10 protein-coding genes and 1 pseudogene are annotated in these 15410 nt (G+C 69.6%); 3 read left to right on the forward strand and 8 right to left on the reverse strand.

Features of this window, described 5'->3' with window-relative positions; all coding sequences use genetic code 11:
* Positions 1–66: 66 nt before the first annotated feature.
* Positions 67–2730 (reverse strand): replicative DNA helicase, encoded by a 2664-nt coding sequence (locus ACN269_RS19575; protein WP_421476441.1) that lies wholly within the window; start codon positions 2728–2730, stop codon positions 67–69.
* A 415-nt stretch (positions 2731–3145) separates the two neighbouring features.
* On the opposite strand from ACN269_RS19575, the gene ACN269_RS19580 reads away from it, so the two are divergent.
* The gene (locus tag ACN269_RS19580; protein ID WP_421473789.1) at positions 3146–4705 is read left to right on the forward strand and encodes a hypothetical protein; all 1560 of its coding nucleotides are present in this window, start codon (positions 3146–3148) and stop codon (positions 4703–4705) included.
* 88 nt (positions 4706–4793) lie between these two features.
* Here ACN269_RS19580 and rplI read toward each other — a convergent pair whose 3' ends face one another.
* From rplI to rpsF, 4 genes are all read right to left on the reverse strand, one after another.
* A complete protein-coding gene (gene rplI / locus ACN269_RS19585; protein WP_007453817.1) occupies positions 4794–5240 on the reverse strand; it encodes a 50S ribosomal protein L9 in 447 nt (148 codons plus the stop codon).
* Between the two features lie 14 nt (positions 5241–5254).
* Positions 5255–5494, reverse strand: coding sequence for a 30S ribosomal protein S18 (gene rpsR, locus ACN269_RS19590; RefSeq protein WP_007073789.1), 240 nt, complete (start codon positions 5492–5494; stop codon positions 5255–5257).
* 41 nt (positions 5495–5535) lie between these two features.
* Positions 5536–6069 carry a single-stranded DNA-binding protein gene (locus ACN269_RS19595; protein WP_421473790.1) on the reverse strand — a complete coding sequence of 178 codons (534 nt, stop codon included), beginning with the start codon at positions 6067–6069 and terminating at the stop codon, positions 5536–5538.
* A 90-nt stretch (positions 6070–6159) separates the two neighbouring features.
* Positions 6160–6450, reverse strand: a complete 291-nt coding sequence (rpsF, locus tag ACN269_RS19600) for a 30S ribosomal protein S6 (protein WP_007453836.1) — start codon at positions 6448–6450, stop codon at positions 6160–6162.
* 630 nt (positions 6451–7080) lie between these two features.
* Here rpsF and ACN269_RS19605 point away from each other — a divergent pair.
* Together ACN269_RS19605 and ACN269_RS19610 are read left to right on the forward strand one after the other, a co-directional pair.
* Complete coding sequence (locus tag ACN269_RS19605) at positions 7081–7872, forward strand: deoxyribonuclease IV (RefSeq protein WP_421473791.1); 792 nt, start codon at positions 7081–7083, stop codon at positions 7870–7872.
* Positions 7869–10085, forward strand: a complete 2217-nt coding sequence (locus ACN269_RS19610; protein WP_421473792.1) for a hypothetical protein — start codon at positions 7869–7871, stop codon at positions 10083–10085. The genes ACN269_RS19605 and ACN269_RS19610 overlap by 4 nt, the downstream gene beginning before the upstream one ends.
* Positions 10086–10208: 123 nt before the next feature.
* Here the strand turns inward: ACN269_RS19610 and ACN269_RS19615 are convergent, their stop codons facing one another.
* The 3 genes and pseudogenes from ACN269_RS19615 to ACN269_RS19625 form a co-directional block, all read right to left on the reverse strand.
* Positions 10209–11714 (reverse strand): glycosyltransferase family 87 protein, encoded by a 1506-nt coding sequence (locus ACN269_RS19615; RefSeq protein WP_421473793.1) that lies wholly within the window; start codon positions 11712–11714, stop codon positions 10209–10211.
* Between the two features lie 202 nt (positions 11715–11916).
* A pseudogene (locus ACN269_RS19620) lies at positions 11917–14694 on the reverse strand (transglycosylase domain-containing protein); the annotation flags it as partial.
* Between the two features lie 196 nt (positions 14695–14890).
* Positions 14891–15346, reverse strand: coding sequence for a DUF5318 domain-containing protein (locus ACN269_RS19625; RefSeq protein WP_421473794.1), 456 nt, complete (start codon positions 15344–15346; stop codon positions 14891–14893).
* Positions 15347–15410: the final 64 nt, after the last annotated feature.

Consider the following 15410-nt stretch of genomic DNA (forward strand, 5'->3'; position numbering starts at 1 on the left):
TGCCTGTCTTCTGGCGATTCAGCCGTCGGCGGATTGGCAAGCCGCACGGTGCGCCGACGACGCCGATCAGCCGATGGCCATGTCCACGAACCGCGACAGGTGCAGCTGGGCTGCGACCGTCACCGTGTCGGTTGGTCCATTTCGATGCTTAGCAACAATAAAGTCCGCTTCCCCGGCCCGCGGTGACTCCTTGTCGTAGTAGTCGTCGCGGTGCAGCAGGATGACAACGTCAGCATCCTGCTCGATCGAGTTGTGGGTCGCGATGCCGTTCGCCACGAAGTTGTGTGTACCGAGCACCGTCGCGTCGAACACCTCCTGCTCACCGATCGGCTCGATGGACACGATCGAGTCCCAGAAGATGTCGTTGGTCGCGTGCAGGTCGAGGTCGGCGGAGTCGAGCACTGCGGCAACCGCGGCGAGCCGAGAGCGGCTGGGCGCGTGCTTCCAGAGCGTGCTGCCGCAAAACTGGGTGCCGATGGCCTTCGCGAACTCACGGTGGGACATCCCCTGCTCGACCAGGATCTCTTTGACCTTGGACCAGACCTCGCGGGGGACCGTGTCGACGTTTGTGTTGCTCTCCGTCGACTCCAAGGCGGCAAGCAGAACAGCACAACCCTCCGCCCGCTGGCCGTGGACTCCGATCTCACGCAAGAACCTCAACTGATCGTCCCGGCCGGAGATGTCGAGGGTGTACTGAGGACGGTGGCCTACCACCGGCACCGCCCGGAGACGGGCAGTGATGCCGTACCTCAGAAGCAGCCTTGAGATGTCCTCCAACATTCGCCGACTCGTGGACGAAAAGTAGACCCGTCCGCCGCGACCTGAACTGTTCACGGTGACCGAGCCGTCGGTGGCCCAGAGATGCCGCAGGAAGACGGTCACCTGCTCCTTCGGAAGTCCGAAGACTGAGGACGGGATGAACTTCTCGTGCGAGCGCAGACCGAAGAGGCCCAAGCCGTCCAACCATTCCGCTATCGGGTTACGTCGGCCTCGAGCCAGCCGGAATGGTGCAGGCAGCCGCAGGGTGGTCACCCTCGCCGACGCGTAGTCGTCACGCATGGCTGTAATGCCGAAATGTTTCGCCGCCTCCGTCACCGCCTGCAGGTTCAGCTCGTCCCGGCTGGCGTAGCGAATCGGTTGGCGTCGCACGAAGGAGCCGTCGCCCAGCAGATGCGCCAGCATGACGACCTCCGGATCGGCCCACGGGCGGATCGCCATCGGGGGTGGCAGGTGTCGTGGCGTTGCGATCCGGTCTCCCGGTGCCAGTTCACCGAGCGGTACCCAGCCGGTGAAGGCGAGGAAGGGATGATTCGCCGTTGCGTCGATCTGCTTTCCTGACGCCAGCGTCAACCGGAACACCTCGCGCGTGCCGCTCGGGAAGACATGGGTCATGGTGCGGGGGGTGTAGCGAAGGCTCTCGTCCAGGGCCCAGACCGGAATGTCTTTCGTCCGGTTCGACAGCAGTTCGCCGAGCGTGATCTCCGCGTTGTTGTCCGCTCGAACGACCCGGGTGTCCGCAGTGAGACATCCCGATTCACGCAAGTCGGACAGCTGTGGGCGCTTGTCGGTGCGCTGCTCCGGGCCACGGTTCAGCTGACTCACCGCGATGACCGGGCACTCGACCTCCTTCGCCAGCAGCTTGAGGCCACGGGAGAGGTCGGCGACCTCCTGCTGCCGGCTCTCCGTGCGCTTCGGCGAGGTCATCAGCTGGAGGTAGTCGACCACGATCATCTTGAGGTCGTGCCGCTGCTTGAGTCGGCGGGCCTTCGCGCGGATCTCCATCAGGTTCATGCTCGGCGTGTCGTCGACGAACAGCGGCGCCTCGCTGATCTCACCCATGCAGCGGGCCAGCTTGGTCCAGTCGTCGTCGGAGAGCTGGCCGCTGCGCAGCACGTGCAGCGGCACCCGCGCCTCGGCCGAGAGCAGTCGCATGACGATCTCGACCTTGCTCATTTCCAGCGAGAAGATGGCGGCCGCCTGATTTGCCCTAATAGCCGCATTTCGAGCAAAGTCCATACTTGCGGTCGATTTGCCCAATCCCGGCCGGCCGGCAACGATCACGAGCTGCCCCGCGTGCAGGCCGTTGAGCAGACGGTCCAGGTCACTGAAGCCGGTCGGCACGCCCGTCATCACGCCGCCCTGCGCGCCCACCGCCTCGATCTCGTCGAGCGTCGGCTGGAGCATGTCGGCCAGGACCGCGAAGTCCTCGCTGACCCGGCGTTCGGTCACGTCGTAGACGGCCTGCTGGGCGAGGTCGACGATGTCGTCGACATCTCGACTGCCGCCGTTGGCGGTGCCATAGCCCAGCTGAACGATTTTGGTGCCGGCCTCCACGAGCCGGCGCAGCACGGCACGCTCGCTGACGATGCGCGCGTAGTACGCCGCGTTCGCGGCGGTGGGCACGCTGGCGATGAGGGTGTGCAGGTACGGTGCTCCGCCGATGCGGACGAGGTCACCGGAGTCGGCGAGCGCCGCCGCGACGGTGATCGAGTCTGCCGGCTCACCCCGACCGTAGATGTCGAGGATGGTGTCGAAGATGGTGGCGTGCACCGGCCGGTAGAAGTCGTTGGTCTTGAGGATCTCGACGACGTCGGCGATCGCGTCCTTGGAGAGCAGCATGCCGCCGAGGACGCACTGCTCGGCAGCGACGTCCTGGGGTGGCGTCTTGTCGAACCCGCCGTCCCGCTGCACGGGCGGTTGGCCGTTGCCGGACCGGGCCTCCGCCCGCATGTCGTCGGTGACCGACACCCGGTCCCCCCTCCACTGCGTCGGATCCGTCCCAGCTCTACCGCCCGGGTGCGACAGTTCTTCCGACCGAACCGGTCGATCGGGGGCCATCGCGCCGGCGGTCGAGGGCCAACCATACGGACCCCGAGGTCAGCGACTCAACAAGCACGGTGGACGAGCCTCGGGACAACCTGTGGACGCCGGTGGACGAGCATGTGCGCAGGGTGTGCACAGCCTGTGGACAACCGCTGGGGAATTCTCGGCCGCAGGTCGTTGACCTGGTGATATGCGGTCCCCACCCTGTGGAGGAGAATATTTCGGTCGGTTCTTTTACACGATCTTCCCGTACTATCTCCAGCGAACGGCTACACCTGGACAGCGGATCACGCTTTGGGTTCAGAAGGGTCACACTCCGGCCGTGAGTTACCGGGACTGGGGACGCGGGGAGGGCAGCCCGCGGGAGCGTCCGTCAACCGCCTCGTGGGGTCAGCCCGCGCTGCCCGCTCCGGCCGATCCGTACGACGAGGACGGGCGTTACCGCACCTCCAGCCGGCGGCGTGCGCGGGACCGTGGGCAGGACGAACCGGTCGACGCCTACCTGCCGCGGTGGGCGCTGGAATCGGGCGTCCAGCGCGCCGACGGTGGTGGCCGGCACGCCGCGCCCGACGAGGACGAGGCCGAGGTCGAGCGCCCGAGTTCGGGTGCCGGTTGGCGCAGTGCCGAGACGACAGGCCGGCGGCGGGCCGACGCGAGTGGTCGGCGCGAGCAGCCGGCGATCAGTGCGAGCGCGTGGCGTGCGCAGCCGGCGATCGGCGCGGGTCCGGATTCGGACCACACCCGGGAGTGGACGCTCGACCGTCCCCAGGAGCAGGGCTACGCGGGCCGTCGACGCGCCGACTCGGCGCAGGAGGAGCCGGTCTCCGGCGCGGCCGCCGACCGTCGTCCCCGTCGCGCGCCGGCCGGTCGCCCGCAGGTGATCTGGTCCGGTGGGGACCTGGAGGCCGGCTCGGCCGAGGCGACGTCTCGTCCGGAGGTGAGCCGACCGACGCGGCGCAGCCGGCGCGCGGCTGAGGAGTCGTGGACGCGTCCGGCGGTCGATCCGTGGGAACGCGGGTCGGAGCGGCCGACGGAGCCGGATCCGTCGTACGCGCCCGCGGTGGACCCGTGGGACGCGTCGGGTGTGCACGCGTGGCCGCCACCCGGCCCGGACACCACGGACCTGAGCGGGCAGTGGTCACAGGGAGAGAGTGTCGGTGGTTGGGAGCGGTCGGACCGCACCGGCCAGTGGGAGCGGTCCGCGGTCGAGGACGATCAGTGGGACCGGACGCTGCCACCCCGCTCGGACCGCCTGACGGAGGGATGGCCGAGCCGGGACAGCGGTTTCTGGCCCGGTACGCGGTTGTCCGGCGACGATCCGCGGTGGATGGACAGTACGACGACGTCGGCGCCCCGGTCGCCGGTGGTGGGTTACACCGCTCCACGACCGCGCAGTGCTCCCGTACCCCCTTCCGGTGCCGTGCGTCGGGCGGACCGGTCACCGGTCGGTACGGCTTCGGTGCGGCGGCGGGTCGAGTCGGTGGCGACGGGCGGATGGGCGCGGCGACTGGAGGACGATCTCCTCGACCCCGATCCGGGCGGGTCGGTCCGGCCGCTGCTGTACACCACCGCCTGCTATGTGGTGCCGGCTGTGCTGATCTTCCTGTGGTTGCTGACGCTGGACGGACAGGCGCCGGCCGGTTGTGTCACCGACATCAGTGGGGGCGGCTGCGACTCCGCACGGTCCCGTGCGTTGGAGTCGTTGCTCGCCGGCTCGCCGCGTTTCGGGTTGGCGCTGGTGAGCAGCCTGGTGGTGGCGGCGCTGCTGCGGCGGGTCGGCACGACGTGGCGGTCGGCGACGATCGCGCTCGCCGCGGCGGTGGTCGGTGGTGGTCTGTCCACGGTGCTGATCAGCGCGGTGACCGGTCAACCGATCGGCTGAGCCCGGCCGGGTCGGCCCGCGTGTGGCGGATGCGCGAAGGCCCGCACCGATCGCTCGGTGCGGGCCTTCGTCGTGGTCCGGCGGGTCGTCAGCCCTGAACGACGTTCAGGTTGAACGACGCGGTGACCTCGGGGTGCAGCTTGATCTTCACCGGGTAGGTGCCGGTCGACTTGATGTGACCGGGCACCTCCAGCCGGCGACGGTCGAGGACCGGACCGCCAGCGCCCTTGACGGCGTCGACGATCTCGGCCGAGGTGACCGAGCCGAAGAGCCGCCCGCCGTCGCCGGCGCGGGCCTTCAGGTTGACCTTGAGACCCTCGAGCTGGCCCTTGACCTCGTTGGCGTGGTCGAGGTCGCGGATCTCGCGGGCCGAGCGGGCCCGCTTGATGACCGTGACCTGCTTTTCCGCGCCCTTGGTCCAGGCGATCGCGAAGCCCTGCGGCAGCAGGTAGTTACGGCCGAAGCCGTCCTTGACCTCGACGATGTCGCCCGGGGCACCGAGGCCGGACACTTCCTGAGTCAGGATGATCTTCATATCGGTGCCTCCTCTCAGCGGGCCGTTGCGGTGTACGGCAGGAGCGCCATCTCGCGGGCGTTCTTGACCGCGCGGGCGATCTGCCGCTGCTGCTGCGAGGTCACGCCGGTGACCCGCCGAGCGCGGATCTTGCCGCGGTCGGAGATGAACTTGCGCAGCAGCGCCGTGTCCTTGTAATCGATGTAGGTGATCCCGTCCTTGTCGAGCGGGTTCACCTTCTTCTTCGGCTTGCGAAGTGCCGCAGCCTTGGCCATTGACCTTGCTCCTGGTTTGCGATCGCGGGCGCTCGGCGCCATTAGAACGGAGGCTCCTCGTCGAAGTTGCCGCCCGAACCGGCACGCGCGGGAGAGGGTGCGGCCGAAGCCCAGGGGTCGTCGAAGTTGCCTCCGCCGCCACCCTGGCCACCACCGCCGCCGCCACCGAAGCCGCCGCCACCGCCGCCGGAGCGGGACATCTTCTGCACCTTCGCCGTGGCGTAGCGCAGCGACGGGCCGATCTCGTCGACCTCAAGCTCGATGACGGTGCGCTTCTCACCCTCGCGGGTCTCGTAGGACCGCTGACGCAGCCGGCCCGAGACGATCACCCGAGCGCCGCGCTGCAGTGACTCGGCGACGTGCTCGGCGGCCTGCCGCCAGACGGTGCAAGCGAGGAACAGCGGCTCGCCGTCCTTCCACTCGCCCGACGCCTTGTCCATGAATCGGGGCGTCGAGGCGACACGGAACTTGGCGACCGCAGCCCCGGAGGGGGTGAACCGCAACTCGGGGTCATCGGTCAGATTGCCGATGACCGTGATGGTGGTGTCTCCTGCCATGACCATCTCCTCGCGCACTCAGCGTCTCGTCGTACAGGCTCTCAGAGCCGTACGACAGAGTCGCGGAGGCTGATCCGGGCGAACCGGGTTGAATGCCGGACAGAATGCTTAGCGCATCTCCGGCCGGATGACCTTGGTGCGCAGCACGGACTCGTTCAGCCGGAGCTGACGGTCCAGCTCGGCCACGGCAGCAGGCGTGGCCTGCAGGTCGACGACGGCGTAGATGCCCTCGGCCTTTTTGTTGATCTCGAACGCGAGGCGCCGCCGGCCCCACACGTCCGTCTTCTCAACCGAGCCACCCGCGGTCCGAATCACGTTCAGGTACGTGTCGAGCGACGGGGCGACGGTGCGCTCCTCGAGGCTGGGGTCGAGGATCACCATGATCTCGTAATGACGCAAGACGTGCTCACCTCCTGTGGGCTAAGCGGCCACGGTCCTTCCGTGGCAGGAGGTCGTGCGTCGCTGCCCGCACGTGCCGGGGGAACCCGGCCGGACGCGGACAACCTGACCAGGATACCCGGTCCGGACGATCATGCCCGGGGTGGCCGGGTCGACGTCGCGGTCATGCCGACGGGGGCCCGCCCCCGACCGTCACTGGTCGGTGGCGAGCCCCCGTCAACGAGGCCGCGGAGCGTCCCGTCCGCATTCCTTGGGTGGGACCTGGGGAGGAACGACCACACCGATGAGGTTGGACCGGAGACGCCCCGCGGAGCTTTATCGTGTTGTTATCTGACGATACAACGGCTCTCGTCCCTTGTTGGGGGAAAAGGCAGAAATTTCCGAGATTCTGCAACCGTGCCGTTCTGGGACGACGAGGGGTCTCCCCCCGCGACGCCGGGCCGCGCCGCAGGGGTGACCTCGCTGTCGGGCCGACGAACACCCGGTGGCCGTGTCCCGGCGCCTCGTCGCGCCCCGCCCCGGGCCCCGCTCGTCTGATCCCATCCCCTCAACGATCGTCCGACGGCCGGAGTGACGACATCGCGCCGACCGTCAGCACGCCCGCCGTGCTCCCGACGTAGGCTCGCTGCCATGCGTATCGGAGCCCACGTCGATTCGACCGACCCGCTGGCGGAGGCAGCCGCACGGTCCGCCGACACCGTGCAGTTCTTCCTCTCCGACCCGCAGGGATGGAAGGCACCCAAGCCTCGGGAGGACGCCGAGCGGCTACGCGCCACCGAGGTCGACCTCTACGTGCACGCGCCGTACGTCATCAATGTGGCGACCCTCAACAACCGCATCCGGATCCCCAGTCGCAAGCTGCTGCTCGGGCACGCGACCGCGGCGGCCGAGATCGGCGCCAAGGGACTGATCGTTCACGGTGGGCACGTCAACGCCGGAGACGACCTGGCGGTCGGCTTCGACAACTGGCGCAAGACCTTCGCGTACGCGGCCGACTCCGGCGGGTTCGGCGTGCCGGTCCTCATCGAGAACACGGCCGGCGGCGACAACGCATGCGCCCGCCGACTGGACGCGCTGGCCCGGCTCTGGGACGCGATCGGCGACTACGAGGTCGGCTTCTGCCTGGACACCTGCCACGCGTACGCCGGTGGTGAGGAGCTACTCGGCCTCGTCGACCGGGTCAAGGCGATCACCGGCCGGATCGACCTGGTGCACGCCAACAACTCCAAGGGCGCGTTCAACTCGGGCCAGGACCGGCACGACAACCTCGGCGGCGGGACGATCGACCCGGAGCTGGTGGTGGCGGTGATCCGCGCAGCCGGGGCACCGGTGGTCGTCGAGACCCCGGGCGGCGTCGCGGGCCAGGCCGCCGACATCGACTTCCTGCGCCAGCAACTTCCGACGGAGCGCCCGGCAGCATGACGACCGGCCAGTCCAAGCCGGGGAAGGCTCGGCCCGCGTCCACCGGCGACGGACCCATCCGACCGGCCGCGCCGCCCACCGGTGACACGCCGGCCGCCTCGGCCGGGACCACGAACGGCACGACCCGCGACGATCCGGCGCAGCGGACGGCCCGCAAGGGTGCCGGCACGACCGCGAAGGAGACCGTCGACGAGCAGGCCGGCGTGAATACCGCCGGCACGGCCGCCAAGGACGCCGCCGACGAGCAGGCCGACCCGGACACCGCCGACACGGCCGCCACGGGTGCCCCCGGCAGGAACGGTCGCGCCGAGGCCGGCGCGGTGAAGGCCGACAAGGCCGAGAGCGTCGGTACGACGAGCGACGGTGAGCAGAAAGCCGACGACGCCGAGGCCGCCACCGCCAGGGACGGGAAGGCGACCGACGAGGCCAAGCCGGTCGAGTCCGACCGCTGGGAGGCGTTCGCCTCGGCGCCGGAGCCCCGGCCCAGCTGGCTCATCCGGGCCGCCCGCCCGGTGGGCCGGTTCCTGGTACACGAGTGGACCCTGGCGGCCCTCGCCTCGTTGGCGTTGGCCGTGCTGATGACCTGGCCGACGCTGCGTTACCCGCGCTACACCCTGCCGCAGGACACCTGGGACCCGAGCCTCCAGGCGTGGCAGATGGCCTGGTCCGGCCACATCCTGCTGGCCGACCCGGCCCGCCTGTGGCAGTCGAACACGTTCTTCCCGGAGCTGTGGAGCTTCGCGTTCTCCGACACGCTGCTCGGCTATGCCCCGGCCGGAATGCTCGGCAGCGGCCCCGAGGACGCGGTGCTGCGCTACAACATCATGTTCGTGCTGGCGCATGCCCTGGCCACGCTTGGCGCGTACGCCCTGGCCCGGCAGCTCGGGGCCGGCCGGATCGGTGCCGCCGTCGCCGGGGTCGGCTACGCCTACGCGCCGTGGCTGCTCGCCCAGGCCGGGCACCTGCACGTGCTCTCCAACGGAGGCATCCCGCTCGCCCTCGCGATGCTCGCGCGGGGGCACGGCTGGTCACTGCGCCACGGCTACCGGCCCGAACGACGGCACGACGGCTGGGTGTACGGCGGGTGGCTGGTGGCGGCCTGGCAGATCAGCCTCGGCTTCGGCATCGGCCTACCGTTCGCGTACTTCCTGGCCGTCGCCGCGCTGGTCGCCGCCGTGCTGTTCGGAGTGAGGTGGCTACGGTCCGGTCGTACCCTGCCGTTCGGCCGCCGGCTGCTCGTGGCGGACCTGGTCGGCGGGGTCTTCTTCGCCGGGGTGGGCGCGCTGATGGCGTTCCCGTACTTCCAGGTGACCGAGCTGCACCCGTACGCCGAGCGGAGCGTCGGCGACATCTCCATCTTCTCGCCGCCGGCGTCCGGCTTCGTGACCGCGCCCGCCGAGTCGCGGATCTGGGGTGGGTTGCACGAAGGTGCCCGCGCGGCGCTGCCGTTCCATGCGGAGATGACACTGCTGCCGGGCTTCGTGCTCTACGCGCTGGCGTTCGGCGGGCTGTTCTTCTCGGTCTGGCGGCTACGACACCGGCTGTTCCTGCTCGTCGGTGTGCTGGTCACGATGGTGTTCGCAATGGGCACCCGCTTCTTCGACGGCACCTTCACCTACGTGCCGCTGTTCGAGCACGTACCGGGCTGGAACGCGCTGCGTACCCCCGGCCGGTTGATGCTCTGGGTCACGCTGCTGCTCGCGCTGCTCGCGGCGGGGGCGGTCACCGCCCTCACTGACCGGGTCCGGGAGCTGGCCGCGCAGCGGGTGCCGTCCTGGCCCGGGCCGTGGCTGCGGATCGCCACGCTGCTGCCCCTGCTGCTGGTCACCGTCGAAGGATTGAACACCACCCCCCATCCGGTGGTGCCGAGGCAGCCCGCCGCGATGCGCTCGGCGGAGGGCCCGCTGCTCGTGCTCCCCAGCGACCAGGGCCTCGACCAGCACGTGATGCTCTGGTCGACGAGCGGATTCCCGGACGTGGCGAACGGCGGCAGCGGCTTCACGCCCCGGCAGCTCGACGATCTCCGCCGGGCCAGCCAGTCGTTCCCCGATCAGAACAGCGTCAACTACCTGCGGACGTACGGCGTGCGGACGGTGGTGCTGCTGCGCGACGAGGTGCCCGGCACGCCGTGGGAGATCACCATCGACGCGCCGGTCGAGTCGCTCGGCATCACGCGCCAGGAGGTCGGCGACGCCGTGGTGTATCGGCTCTGACGTGCTCGCCTCTCGGGCGGTTTGCGGGGGAGCCCGCCCGGCTCCGGGCGGTCAGGCTTGATCCCTGCGCCGGGCGGGCTCCCCCGCAAACCTGACGTGGCTCCGGCGCGTCAGGTCCTGGGATCAGGCCGTGGCGGCGGTGGTTTCGGGTTCGGGTTTGGTCGCGGGGCGGCGCCAGCGGTCCAGCCAGGGTGCGTCCGGTGCGCCGTCCAGGACGCCGCCGTCCGGGTCGTCGGCGTAGGTGGCGCGTACCGCGTCCTGCTCGGGGTGCAGGATCTCCCGGACGACGAACACGCACAGGATGACCACGGTCGCCAGCCGCAGCGTCGAGGCCAGCACGAACACCCCTTCGGGGAAGACGGGACGGCTGGTCGCCGCGCCCAGCAGCTCGCCGTAGAAGGCCACGAAGTAGCAGACCTCGGCGAGTTGCCAGGCCAGGAAGGCACCCCACTTCGGTCGGGCCAGCACCACCAGTGGCAGCATCCAGAGCACGAACTGCTGGGACCAGACCTTGCTGAAGATGAGGAACGCGGCGACCACCAGGAAGGCGAGCTGGGCGAGCCGCGGCCGGCGCGGGGCCCGCAGCGCCAGTACGGCCACGCCGATGCAGGCCAGCCCGAACAGGGCGTACGAGATGGTGTTCAGGGTCGGGATGTTGGTGTTCAACCATTCGAACGGGCCCTGCTCGCCGGGGTCGTTGCCGACCTTGCCGTCGAGGTAGCGCCCGATGTACCAGAGCGTGCCCCAGTCGATCGGCCGAGTGGTGTTCAGCTCGAAGAACCGCCCCCAGTTGTCCGGGTTGGCCCGGTAGGCGGGCAGGTTCACCAGCACCACGGCCACCACCGCCGCGCCGAGCGTGCTGAGCGCGGCGCGGATCCGATTGGCACGCAGCGCCAGGATGAGGATCGGCCCCAGCACGAACAGCGGCCAGAGTTTCGCCGCGCCCGCCAACCCGAGCAGCACGCCGGCCACCACCGGTTGTCGCCGGGCCCAGGCCAACAGACCGAACGCCGCCAACCCGATGGCGAGCAGGTCCCAGTTGACGGTGGCGGTGAGCAGCAACGCCGGGGCGAGCGCGAACAGGGCGGCGTCCCAGGGTCGTCGGCGACGCAACGCGAGGATCACCGCGACGGTGGCCACGGCGAGCGCGCCCAGCACGAGCGCGTTGAGGTTGTAGAACCACTGGCCCTGGTTGATGCTCGGGTCCCCGTCGCCGATCGCGTGCACCGGCAGGCCGAGGGCGCCCATGAAGTAGCCGGTGAGCACCGGGTACTCCACCGGGTGGTCCCGGTAGGGCACCTTGCCCTCGTTGAGACCCTCGGCGTAGTAGAGGGCGAGGACGTCCGTGTAGCAGAACCGGTTGTACTGGACGTTGTTCTGCCAGGCGCCGTCCTGACACGGGGATTTCTGCACCCAGTGCAGCGCCAGCGTGAGGCAGGCCAGCGCCAGGACGATCCGGACGGCGGTCCAGAATCGGCGTTCCTGCCCCGCGGGACGGTCCAGCGCCGTCGCGTGGTCGCCCAGCGGCCCGCCGATGGCGCCGGAGAGGCCGCGGACGAACCCGTCGGAGCGGGACGGGTGGTCAGTGGTTCCGGCGTCGTCGATGCCGGGCGTCGACTGGGTGCTCATAGAGAGGCATCCTGCCGTACTCGCAGCGGTGCGTCATGTACTCGTCTGCCCGCCGGGCCAACAACCCACCGGGTCGACAAGCGACGATCGTCGGGTGCCGCTACGTCGACCGCCGGCCGGACAGGTCGTCCGGCCGGCGGCGGCGGGTGCGTCGTGGCGCTTGTTCCAGGGTGCTCAGTGGCAGGTCGGGTAGCGGCTAACGGTTCGGGCCACCGGGCCCACCGGGACCGCCCGGCCCACCCGGGTTGGTACCCCCGGGGTTGCCGTCGTTTCGTGGGCAGAACGGATTGGTCAACGGGTCACACGGCTGACCCGGCTGACCCGGTGGCGGCGGTGGTGGCGCGGCCGGCTCCTTGCCGTTGCCCTTGGTGATGTCGCCCTCACCGGTGACGGTGGGCAGGGGGATCTTCTCCTGCCCCTTGAGGGCGATGTTCATGTACTTCTCCCAGATGGGGCCGGGAAGGGTCGAACCGCCGATGGGCTTACCACTCGCGAGCCGGATCTCGGGCTTCTTGATGTCCCGACTGCCCACCCAGACGGCCGTGGCGATCTGCGGGGTGTAGCCGACCGTCCAGGCGTGCGCGTTGTCCTCGCTGTTGTACTCCCAGGTGCCCGTCTTCGCGGCGGCTTGGCGGCCGTCTTCCAGCGAGAGCTTGTTGGGCGCGGGGATCTGCTTCAGGACCGCGGTGACCTCGTCGGTGATCTTCTTGTCGATCCGCTGCTCCGGCTTGATGCGCTCGCTGCCGACGACCTTCCACTTGCCGGTGTCCTTGTCCTGCTGCTCCACCTTGATGACGAAGTGCGCCTTGATGTACTTGCCGTCGTTGGCGAACGTCGCCATCGCGTTCGCGTGGTCGAACACGGTGAGCGGGTACTTGCCGAAACCGGTGTAGTTGTCGAACGGGTTGGGCCCCTTCTTCGACAGGTCGAACGCCTGCGGCGGGTCGACGCCCCACATGGTGGTCACGCCGGCCTTGCGGGCCATGTCGACCACCTTCTCGGCGCCGATCTCCTTGGTGACCCAGTAGAAGGGCACGTTGTACGACTGGATCGTCGACTCTTCGAGGGTGCAGTACTTGCCGCACTTGAGGTTGGTCCGGCCGGCGTTACCGATCGCGACCTTGGAACCCTCGGGCTTGTACGGCGTGGGGTCCCAGTGCGACTTCACCGAGATGCCCGCCTCGATGGCGGCGGCCAGGGTGTAGACCTTCATCGACGAACCCGGCGCGTGACCACCGGCCAGGTCGCCGTTCTTGTCGGTGTTCTTGCCGGCGTAGTCGAAGTCGGCGCCACTGTCACCGCCGTAGTAGGCGAGCACGCGGCCCTTCTTCGGGTCGATCGAGACAACGGCCGCCATCAGGTTCTTGGGCTGGTCGTTGAGCTCCGAGCCCTTCTTCGACTGCATGGCGACGTTCTCGGCGGCCGTCTGGAGCTTCGGATCGATGGTCGTGGTGATTCGGTAGCCGCCGTCCCGCAGCGCGTCGACGCAGCTCGTCTTGCCCTCCGCGCCGGTGTCGGAGCAGAGGCCCATCGCGTCCATCTCCTGACGGACGTAGTTGATGACGTTGCCGCGAGGGCTGTCGACGCCGAAGCCGTTACCGCCCTTCTTCGGCGGTAGCACCTTCGGGTATTCGATCGGGGCGGCCGGGTCCAGCCACTTCTCCTTCTTCATCCCGTCGATCACGTAGTCCCACCGGGTCTTCGCGTCGGTCGGGTTGACCGCCGGGTCGTAACCCTTGTGCGTGTCGGTCGCCACCGGCTGCTTGATCAGCGCGGCCAGGACCGCGCCCTCGGCGGGGGTCAGCTTGAGCGCCGGCTTGCCGAAGTACGTCTGCGCCGCCGCCTCGATGCCGTACGCGCCGCGTCCGAAGTAGATGACGTTGAGGTAGTGCTGCATGATCTCCGGCTTGCTGTACGCGTCGTTCAGCTTGGAGGCGAGGATGGCCTCCTTCACCTTGCGGCCGTACGTGTCGTCCTGGAGATTCTCGAACGCGTTGCGCGCGTACTGCTGGGTGATCGTCGACGCGCCCTGCTTGTCACCGTTGGAGACGTTGTTCCAGGCGGCACGGACGATGCCCTTGTAGTCGACGCCCGAGTGCCGGTAGAAGTTCCGGTCCTCGGCTGCCGCCACCGCGTGCTGCACGTGCTCCGGAATCTGGCTGATGGTGACGAAGGTGCGGTTCTCGCTGCCCAGCCTGGCGAGCGTCGTCTTGCCGTCCTTGGCGTACACGGTGGTGGACAGCGGCAGCGGCAGTTCCTCGGGCATGACCACGTTAGTCGAGTAGTAGGTGAACCCCACCACGCCGACACCGGCGAGCATGATGAAGACGGCGAACCCGGCGATCAGCAGGTTCATCCGCTTGCGCTTCTTGGCCCGGGCCGCCGCGGCCGGGTCACCTGCGCCACGACCGCCCCGACCACCGCGACCGGGCCCGTTCGGTCCACCGGGGCCGCCGGGACCACCCGGCCCGCCGGAGACCGGCGAGACGCTCGCCCGGGCGACCGCGGCACGGCCACCCACCGACGCAGAGCCGACGCTGGCCCGCCCGGCGGAAGCCGCGCCGACGGCGGCGGTGCCGACCCGAGCCCGACCGGCGGGCGCTCCCGGCGCCGGTGACACCGGAACGGACGCCCGACCGGCACCGGCCCGGCCCGTGGCCGCACCGGGTGCGGGGGACACGGGCACCGACGCGCGACCGCTGCGGCCGGGCGTCGCCGAGCCCACCGAGGCGGATCCGGCGGCAGTGCCGGGGGGCGGCACGGAGGCCGAGCCGCCGACCGACGCGCGACCACCGGCGGCTCTCGGTGTCACCGAGGCCCGACCAGGGGGCGTCGCGGGCTCCGTGGAGGACCATCCGCCCGCGCGGGAGTCACCGCCGGGTCTGCGGTACGCGTCGTCCGCGCCCGGTCCGGGGTCACCGTCCGGGCCCGGGTACTGGGCCCGACCGCGCGCGGAGCTGGGATCGCCGTACGAGTTCATTCTTCACACCCTGCCGGTCGCGGTGGGACGCGACAGCGCCGCCACCGGGTTGCCGTGAGTTGCTTCACCCGGACCGCCGGCACGCGGGTGCCGGTTCGCCAGGGTCATTGCCGAATCAATGGGGCTAATCGGACCAACGAGTGGTCGGCAGTACCGGGTCATGTCCTCAACCCCGGAGCCGTCCAACCCGCTGAGATCACCGTTGCGCCTCTCGCCTCCGCCGACCCACGCCCTCGGCGGCCACGGCGTCCTGCTCGTCAGCGCCAACGCCGTCGCCGTCGCCAGTGAGACCGTCCCGACCGAGCAGGTACTGCTCGACGAGATGGTTCCAGTCACAGCCGAGGCACACCTCCACCACGAAGACCTGGAACTCACGTAGCGTCATCGCCAGCACGGGCAACTCGGCCAGTGTCCGGGCCTGTCCGGCGGACTGCTTGAGCTCGTCCCCGTAAATGTAGTGGACCAGAGTCAGATTCTCGCTGCGACAGATGGGGCAGCGCAGCTCGGTCGGCTCGCCGTGGAACCGTGCAGCGTTCTTCAGGTACGGCGACGCGTCACACACGTCGTAGGTACCGATGCGGCTGGCCATCAGCTCACGCAGCACTGCTCGCTTCTGAAGCGAGTAGTCGACGATCTGGCGCTGCGTACGCATGCGGTGAAGGGTACGCGGTCCGGCCCGGCGAGGCGACCACGGTCACGATGAGTGACGACAACAT

This window comes from Micromonospora sp. WMMD736 (genome assembly GCF_049179015.1).
In the GTDB taxonomy this organism is placed as follows: Bacteria; Actinomycetota; Actinomycetes; order Mycobacteriales; family Micromonosporaceae; genus Micromonospora.

Bases quoted from the DNA above. Each gene is read 5' to 3' on its own strand.
- ACN269_RS19615 (WP_421473793.1), bottom strand. From the start codon at position 11,714: ATGAGCACCCAGTCGACGCCCGGCATCGACGACGCCGGAACCACTGAC.
- ACN269_RS19605 (WP_421473791.1), top strand. From the start codon at position 7,081: ATGCGTATCGGAGCCCACGTCGATTCGACCGACCCGCTGGCGGAGGCA.
- rpsR (WP_007073789.1), bottom strand. From the start codon at position 5,494: ATGGCCAAGGCTGCGGCACTTCGCAAGCCGAAGAAGAAGGTGAACCCG.
- ACN269_RS19575 (WP_421476441.1), bottom strand. From the start codon at position 2,730: ATGCGGGCGGAGGCCCGGTCCGGCAACGGCCAACCGCCCGTGCAGCGG.
- ACN269_RS19625 (WP_421473794.1), bottom strand. From the start codon at position 15,346: ATGCGTACGCAGCGCCAGATCGTCGACTACTCGCTTCAGAAGCGAGCA.
- rplI (WP_007453817.1), bottom strand. From the start codon at position 5,240: ATGAAGATCATCCTGACTCAGGAAGTGTCCGGCCTCGGTGCCCCGGGC.
- ACN269_RS19610 (WP_421473792.1), top strand. From the start codon at position 7,869: ATGACGACCGGCCAGTCCAAGCCGGGGAAGGCTCGGCCCGCGTCCACC.